At 60.6% G+C, this 7,924-nt stretch carries 7 protein-coding genes and 2 pseudogenes; 5 read left to right on the top strand and 4 right to left on the bottom strand.

The features are described from left to right. Window positions 1-95 (bottom strand): annotated as a pseudogene (locus QM600_RS28125) (DUF4245 domain-containing protein); the annotation flags it as partial. A 179-nt stretch (window positions 96-274) separates the two neighbouring features. On the opposite strand from QM600_RS28125, the gene glpX reads away from it, so the two are divergent. Both glpX and QM600_RS28115 read left to right on the top strand, forming a co-directional pair. Next, complete coding sequence (gene glpX, locus QM600_RS28120; protein ID WP_283265038.1) at window positions 275-1,309, top strand: class II fructose-bisphosphatase; 1,035 nt, start codon at window positions 275-277, stop codon at window positions 1,307-1,309. Window positions 1,310-1,388: 79 nt separating this feature from the next. Beyond that, a complete protein-coding gene (locus tag QM600_RS28115) occupies window positions 1,389-2,792 on the top strand; it encodes a class II fumarate hydratase (RefSeq protein WP_283265037.1) in 1,404 nt (467 codons plus the stop codon). A gap of 49 nt (window positions 2,793-2,841) precedes the next feature. Here QM600_RS28115 and QM600_RS28110 read toward each other — a convergent pair whose 3' ends face one another. After that, complete coding sequence (locus tag QM600_RS28110; protein ID WP_283265036.1) at window positions 2,842-3,108, bottom strand: hypothetical protein; 267 nt, start codon at window positions 3,106-3,108, stop codon at window positions 2,842-2,844. Window positions 3,109-3,240: 132 nt separating this feature from the next. Here QM600_RS28110 and QM600_RS28105 point away from each other — a divergent pair, with 132 nt between their 5' ends. Genes QM600_RS28105 through QM600_RS28095 form a run of 3 tightly spaced genes read left to right on the top strand, consistent with a single transcriptional unit; the run spans window position 3,241 to window position 5,772 of the window. Beyond that, window positions 3,241-4,899: a serine hydrolase gene (locus QM600_RS28105; protein ID WP_502943129.1), complete on the top strand. Its 1,659-nt coding sequence runs from the start codon at window positions 3,241-3,243 to the stop codon at window positions 4,897-4,899. 11 nt (window positions 4,900-4,910) lie between these two features. Continuing rightward, on the top strand, window positions 4,911-5,339 hold the full coding sequence (locus QM600_RS28100) for a limonene-1,2-epoxide hydrolase family protein (protein ID WP_283265034.1): 429 nt from the start codon (window positions 4,911-4,913) through the stop codon (window positions 5,337-5,339). Between the two features lie 28 nt (window positions 5,340-5,367). Continuing rightward, window positions 5,368-5,772: a carboxymuconolactone decarboxylase family protein gene (locus tag QM600_RS28095; protein ID WP_283265033.1), complete on the top strand. Its 405-nt coding sequence runs from the start codon at window positions 5,368-5,370 to the stop codon at window positions 5,770-5,772. 43 nt (window positions 5,773-5,815) lie between these two features. Here the strand turns inward: QM600_RS28095 and phoH2 are convergent, their stop codons facing one another. Together phoH2 and QM600_RS28085 are read right to left on the bottom strand one after the other, a co-directional pair. Continuing rightward, window positions 5,816-7,156, bottom strand: coding sequence for an RNA 5'-3' helicase PhoH2 (phoH2, locus tag QM600_RS28090; protein ID WP_283265032.1), 1,341 nt, complete (start codon window positions 7,154-7,156; stop codon window positions 5,816-5,818). A 283-nt stretch (window positions 7,157-7,439) separates the two neighbouring features. Next, window positions 7,440-7,924 (bottom strand): annotated as a pseudogene (locus tag QM600_RS28085) (esterase); the annotation flags it as partial.

Here is a 7,924-nt window from a genome sequence, read left to right as displayed (position 1 = left end):
ATGCCCGCAATGATGATGCAGAACAGCACCAACGGTACGAGAGACCAGACCATGTCTTTGTTGTCTTCGAGAATGCGGGGTTTCTTCGATGCCACATCCCCAGTATCCAGGTACTCGGCGGTAGATACGATTCCCGGTCCCGATTAGAGCGACAAATCACCGCTGTACTGACCCGACAACGCACACAGTGGCTCCCATCTGGGAGAATCACGCCTGAAGCAACCACTGCGTCGACACACCCCGTCGACCGCGAACGCGCCAGGAGGCACCGCACATGACGGCCAGCAGCACTCATCGTGAGACCCCGGACCGTAACCTCGCTCTCGAATTGGTCCGAGTCACCGAAGCCGGCGCAATGGCTGCGGGTCGCTGGGTAGGCCGTGGCGACAAAGAGGGTGGCGACGGCGCTGCTGTCGACGCGATGCGTCAGCTCGTTTCGTCGGTGTCCATGCGCGGCATCGTCGTTATCGGCGAAGGCGAGAAGGACGAAGCGCCGATGCTGTTCAACGGCGAAGAGGTCGGCAACGGCGACGGCCCGGACTGCGACTTCGCTGTCGATCCGGTCGACGGAACCACACTGATGTCCAAGGGCATGCCCAATGCGATCTCCGTGTTGGCTGTTGCCGAGCGCGGCGCGATGTTCGATCCGTCGGCCGTGTTCTACATGGAGAAGATCGCTGTCGGACCGGACGCAGCCGATGTCATCGACATCAGCGCACCGATCTCCGAGAACATCAAGCGCGTCGCCAAGGTCAAGAAGGCGTCGGTTTCCGACATCACCGTCTGCATCCTGGACCGCCCGCGTCACCAGAAGCTGATCCAGGACGTTCGCGACACTGGCGCACGTATCCGCCTCATCTCCGACGGTGACGTCGCCGGCGCTATCGCTGCTGCTCGTCCGGAGTCGGGCACGGACATGCTCGTCGGCATCGGCGGCACCCCGGAAGGCATCATCGCCGCAGCCGCGATGCGCTGCATGGGTGGTTCGCTGCAGGGCAAGCTCGCTCCGACGGACGACGAAGAGCGTCAGAAGGCCATCGACGCCGGCCACGATCTCGATCGCATCCTGACCACCGAAGATCTCGTCTCCGGCGAGAATGTCTTCTTCTGCGCCACCGGCGTCACCGACGGTGACCTCCTGCGCGGTGTTCGCTACTACGGCGGCGGCGCCAGCACGCAGTCCATCGTGATGCGAAGCAAGTCCGGCACCGTTCGCATGATCGACGCGTACCACCGTCTCGAGAAGCTTCGCGAGTACAGCTCCGTCGATTTCGACGGTGAAGAAGGCGCAGATCGACTGACCTTCTAGGGCTTCGCCCGGTGCGCACTTTTGGTAGCCACCACTACCAAAAGTGCGCACGGGGGCCGAAGGCCCCTAATCTGGAGTAATGACGGACAGCAGCGAGCAGCAGTTCCGAATCGAACACGACACCATGGGTGAAGTTCGGGTCCCCATCAATGCACTGTGGCGAGCGCAAACTCAGCGCGCAGTCGAAAACTTCCCGATCAGCGGCCGGCCTCTCGAGCGCACTCAAATTCGCGCCATGGGACTTCTCAAAGCCGCCTGCGCACAGGTCAACAAGGATCTCGGCCTTCTCGACGCGGATAAAGCAGATGCCATCATCTCGGCAGCCAATGAGATTGCCGACGGCAAACACGACGATCAGTTCCCCATCGACGTCTTTCAGACCGGCTCGGGCACCAGTTCCAACATGAACGCCAACGAGGTCATCGCGTCTATCGCGCAGGCCAATGATGTGGACGTACATCCGAACGATCACGTCAACATGTCGCAGTCGTCCAACGACACTTTCCCGACGGCCACGCACGTCGCGGCGACGGAAGCCGCTGTCACGGATCTTGTTCCGGCACTGGAACATCTGCATGCTGCTCTCGCAGCCAAGTCCGCCGAATGGAAGACGGTAGTCAAGTCCGGACGCACTCACCTGATGGATGCGGTTCCGGTGACACTCGGGCAGGAATTCGGCGGTTACGCACGGCAGATCGAAGCCGGCATCGAACGAATCAAGGCCACACTCCCCCGCCTCGGCGAACTGCCGATCGGCGGAACCGCAGTGGGTACGGGATTGAACGCACCCGACGGCTTCGGGCCCAAAGTTGTTGCCGAGCTGGTCAAGTCAACTGGCATCGACGCATTGGTTCCGGCCAAGAACAGCTTCGAGGCTCAGGCTGCTCGCGACGGTTTGGTGGAAGCGTCGGGAGCTCTGCGCACCATTGCCGTCTCACTCACGAAGATAGCCAACGACATTCGCTGGATGGGTTCGGGACCACTGACCGGCCTCGGCGAACTGGCATTGCCGGACCTTCAACCCGGTAGCTCGATCATGCCCGGCAAGGTCAATCCCGTTCTGCCGGAGGCCGTTACCCAGGTCGCGGCGCAGGTCATCGGAAACGACGCGGCCATCGCGTGGGGCGGCGCAGCCGGGGCGTTCGAACTCAACGTCTACATTCCGATGATGGCACGCAACCTGCTCGAGTCGTTCATGTTACTGGCGAATGTTTCTCGCCTGTTCGCGGACAAGTGCGTCAGCGGACTGGTTGCCCACGAGGAGCACCTCAAGACGCTTGCAGAATCCTCGCCGTCGATCGTGACTCCGTTGAACTCGGCGATCGGCTACGAGGAAGCCGCCTCCGTTGCGAAACAAGCATTGAAGGAGAAGAAGACGATCCGTCAGGTCGTCATCGAACGCGGACTGGTTCCGGATAAGCTCAGCGAGAAGGAACTCGACAAGCGCCTCGACGTCCTTGCGATGGCGAAGGTCAAGGGCTGAGAACGCGACCGGTAACTACACCATCTACCGGCTGGCCGCCGGACTGCTGTCAACTCTCAGCCGACCACTGGCTTCGGGCTTCACGCGCTTCGTCGACAATCGATTCGGCCTCATCCTGCGAAATGCGCTCGAACTCTCCCGAGCAGAAAGAACGAGAGATGTAATCCTCGGGACTCGCCACCCACGTATCCGACTGTTCCAGATACGCCTCGATCACAGTACCGCCGTCGCTCAGTTCCCGGCCGCGGTAGAGATCGCCGGAATCGCTGATGCTGTAGAGGTACCCACTCGATACTTCACCCGATTCGATGTCCATCTATTTTCCTCGTCTCCCTTCGTGACAACGGCCGGATGATGTCGGCAGTCCTCACACCAACGTAGCCACGTGCGGATTGATATTCGGTCCTTTTCCACATTCACCCGAATTAAGTCCCCGATTTCGTCGATAATGGACAAACCGAACAATCTCGATGATTGCCCGACCAGGGAGACCCTCGTGTCCAGAGCCCGCAGAAACGCGACTCGCGCCGCCGCATTGACAATTCCCGTGGTCCTCACCTTCGCTCTGGTCGCGGGATGCGCGTCGGACGACTCAAGCAACAACCCCAGTTCCCCCGGCCCCGTCATCAGCGATTCCAGCCCCAGCCTCGATGTAGGTGTGCCGCTCCCGGATGGGCAGATCGATGCCGCCGTCGGCAAACTGGACGGACTGGCACAGGAACTCATGGACAGTTCCGGAGTGCCGGGCATGGCAATCGCCGTCGTTCATGGCGGCAAGACCGTCTATGCCAAAGGATTCGGTGTACGCGAGCAAGGCAAAGATGCTCCCGTCGACGCCGATACGGTCTTCCAACTTGCGTCGCTGTCCAAGCCTGTCGGCGCCACGGTTGTCGCGCATGAGGTCGGTGTCGGAACGGTCGGCTGGGACACGCTGGTGAAGTCCGAGTTGCCGAACTTTGCCCTCAGCGATCCCTGGGTGACTGATCACCTCGAGATCTCCGATCTCTATTCGCATCGGTCCGGACTACCCGACCACGCCGGTGATGCACTCGAGGACATCGGCTTCGACCGAGCTCAGATCCTCGACAAGCTTCGCCAACTCCCGCTCAACCCGTTCCGGATCACCTACGAGTACACGAACTTCGGGGTTACCACGGGCGCAGAAGCCGTCGCCGCCGCGGCCGGAACGAGTTGGGAAGCGCTGTCTCAGAACACTATCTACGGACCCCTGGGCATGACCTCGACGTCGTCGACATTTGCCGACTACCTGGCGCGCGAGAACCGCGCAGTCGGCCACCAACTCTACGACGGCAAGTACACGTCCGGCGTCGTGCGACAGCCTGACGCCCAGGCTCCGGCCGGCGGCGTGAGTTCGTCAGCCAGCGACATGGCCAAATGGATGGACATGGTCCTCGGCGGCGGTGAGTACAACGGCGCGCGGATCGTCGAGACCGATGCCTTGGTTCCCGCCGTCAGCCCGGAAGTCATCTCGCATCACCCGACAACCCTCGGTGAGCGAGCGGGCTTCTACGGATACGGATTCAGCGTGTCCGACAGTTCGTCTGGACGTGTGCGACTGAGTCATTCGGGAGCATTCATTCTAGGTGCGGCCACAAATGTGTTGATGATTCCGTCGGCCGACGTCGGGATCGTGGCGCTGACCAACGGCAGCCCGACGGGAGTTCCCGAGGCACTCAACGCCGAATTCGCGGACCTCGTCGAATTCGGCAAGATCACCCGGGATTGGCGCACACCGTACAAGGCGATGCTTTCCGCCCAGATGGATCCGGCAGGCGAACTGGTAGACAAACCCACGCCCACCAGTCCTGCGCCGTCCGCGCCGCTCCCAGGATTGACCGGTACCTACGACAATTCGTATTGGGGTCCCGCAAAAGTAACCGACGCGAACGGCACGCTCACCTTGACGTTGGGGCCGGCCAACGTCACCTATCCGCTGACACACTGGGACGGAAACACGTACACGTTCCGTCCCGAAAGCGAGAATGCGCCGATCGGAACAATTTCCAAAGCCGTTTTCGACGGAAGCTCGTTAATCTTGGAGTACTTCGACCAGGATGGATTGGGCACATTCGTCAAGAGTTCGTGAAGGGGATCCCGATGAATACTGATTCGGTCACAACAGTTCGAAAGATGTTCCGTGCCCTCACCGATTTCGATGTAGACGGTGCCGCAGAACTGATGACGGATGACATCGTCTGGCAGAACGTCTCGCTACCGACGTTGCGCGGCAAGAAGGTAGTGACTCGAGCCCTTCGCCTGGTCACAAAACCGTCACTGAGGTTCGAGGCCGACATGCACCACATCGTCGGCGACCACCTCACTGTCCTGACGGAACGCACCGACATCTTGACTGTCGGCCCGTTGCGCATCAAGTTCTGGGTGTGTGGAACTTTCGAATTGCGTGACGGCAAGATCGCGGTGTGGCGGGACTACTTCAGTCTGCGGGACGTAATGTGGGGTGTGCTGACCGCAGTCGGACAGGCAGTAGTCGGTAGCGGCGCTCGCAGTAGGCTGTCTCCGGCCTGAAAATACCGCCGGAAGAGAGACACTCGCGATGACCGAGAACAACACACCCGACTCCTTCGACGCCGGATTGGCCGTGCGAACCGAAGTGATGGGCGCCGATTTTGTTGACGCAGCGTTCGATCGAACCCGGGGAACCGACAGCGAAGAACTACAGAACTTCGTGACCGCCAATGTGTGGGGATCGGTGTGGACGCGGCCCGGGTTGGACCGTCGTAGCCGCAGCTTGATCAATCTGGGTATGCTCATTGCCTTGCGCGCCGAGAACGAACTCAAGGGCCACGTGCGCGGTGCGCTGCGAAATGGCTTGACCCGCACCGAAATCGTGGAAACCGTCATCCACGCCAGCGCGTACTGCGGCGCGCCGGCCGGACTTGCCGCGATGCGCGTGGTTCAGGAAGTACTGAATACGGAACTCGGACCTCGCGAGGCGTAACATTCTCCCCGTGCGACACGAAAGTCGCACGGGAAGAATTGCTTTACGGAGTGGGACCGAACTCCTCCAACATCTCGGTAACCAACTCGGCAATGGGTGAACGCTCACTGCGAGTGAGGGTGATGTGCGCAAAAAGCGGATGGCCCTTGAGCTTTTCGATCACTGCCGCAACACCGTCGTGTCGACCCACCCGCAGGTTATCCCGCTGCGCGACATCATGGGTCAGTACGACGCGAGATCCCGTCCCCAGCCGAGAAAGCACCGTCAGCAACACATTCCGCTCCAGCGACTGCGCCTCGTCGACAATCACGAATGAATCGTGAAGCGATCGTCCACGAATGTGGGTGAGCGGCAAGACTTCCAGCATTCCGCGGGCCAGGACCTCCTCGAGAACCTCCGGTGAAGCCAACCCGTCGAGCGTGTCGAAAACGGCCTGAGCCCACGGGCCCATCTTCTCGCTCTCACTGCCCGGAAGGTATCCGAGTTCTTGTCCGCCAACGGCATACAGTGGCCGGAAGACGACAACCTTGCGCTGACTGCGCCGCTCGAGCACTGCTTCGAGGCCCGCCATCAATGCCAGTGCCGACTTGCCGGTGCCCGCTTTGCCTCCAAGAGAGACGATTCCGATGCTTTCGTCCATCAAGAGTTCGAGCGCAATACGCTGTTCCGCACTACGCCCGTGAAGGCCGAAGGCTTCACGGTCACCGCGGACCAGCTGAATTCGCTTGTCCGGGGTGACCCGACCCAGCGCACTCGACGACCCACCCAGTAGCCGAACCCCGGTGTGACACGGAAGATCTCGAGATTCGTCGAGGTCCAGGAAACCTTCACCGAACAGTTCGTCGATATCCGTCGACGCTACATTCAGTTCCGTCATGCCCGTCCATCCGGAAGGTACGACGTCGTGAGCGTGGTATTCGTCGGCCGGAAGCCCGACGGCGCCGGCCTTGACGCGCAGCGGAGTGTCCTTACTGACCAGAACTACATCCTTGCCTTCGGCGGCAAGGTTGAGGGCGCAGGCAAGAATTCTCGAATCGTTACTGTCCGTACGGAATCCGATGGGGAGGACCGCGGGATCGGTGTGATTGAGTTCTACCTGCAGGGTACCGTTCTCGGTGCCGATCGGCACCGGCCTGTCGAGGCGACCGAACTCGATGCGCAGATCGTCGAGCATCCGGAGCGCTTCTCGGGCAAACCATCCCAGTTCGGGATGATGCCTTTTACCTTCGAGTTCACTGACCACAACCAGTGGAAGGATCACACTGTGCTCGGCAAATCGTGTGACTGCCCATGGATCCGACAGAAGTACCGACGTATCCAATACATAGGTGCGAAGTGCATCTCCCGAATGATTCCGGCTAGAGACAGAGCGTGATGCAGTCACGTTGGGCTCCTAGGCTTGCGCGGCACCCGCGCAAACTCGACTCGCTGGACCGGACGGCTCTGGTGTCAGATGACGGAAGTGTCAGCTGAAACAAGGGCCGGGCGCCGGCCCTCTCGCACTGAATATTTCAGTCACGATCAGAACCTCCCGCACAAGTAACTTCTGCGCTACTCGATACTGCCGACGGTACTTCGGTTCTCGATATCCCGCTACGAAATTCGCCACATATCGGGTGAACGCCAGGTTACAAATGTCAGCCGTGTCATTTATCGGACCCGAGTCTTCAGAAATCCTCGGCATCGAGAGCGGATTCGGTCAGCGCCCGGCCGATCGCGATCATCTCGGTGGCCCGTGCAAAGTCGAGACTCCGAGCCGATTTGCGCGGCACCTGAATCAGAACGTCCGGTGGATATACGGCGAGCTGGTACCGGGCGAGCGCGGACTGCACAACTTCGAGTGATCGGCCCATGATCTCCAAACGACCGATCTTCGGAGCGAGCTCAGGACCAGCATCAACGGCCCCCTCGTCCAAACCATGCTCGTCCAGACTCACTTCGTCCAATCCGATACCCGTCGAGTGACCACCGAATCGAGACACCACAGACTTCACCGTCTCCCGGTCGAGAAACTGCGCGGTGCCGCGTTTGAATCGGCCCACCCACTCGTCGACGGGACGTGGCTCCGTGCCCACTCGCGCGGGTGTTCGGCTCTCACGAGCCTCCGCGCCCAAACTGACACCGATCGTCAGATCTGCACGAATCGACAGCG

Origin of the sequence: Rhodococcus sp. IEGM 1379 (assembly GCF_030056815.1) — a bacterium.
Lineage (GTDB): Bacteria > Actinomycetota > Actinomycetes > Mycobacteriales > Mycobacteriaceae > Rhodococcus_F.
The sequence above is the reverse complement of the archived record's forward strand: the minus strand, read 5'-3'. Positions and strand labels throughout refer to the sequence as shown.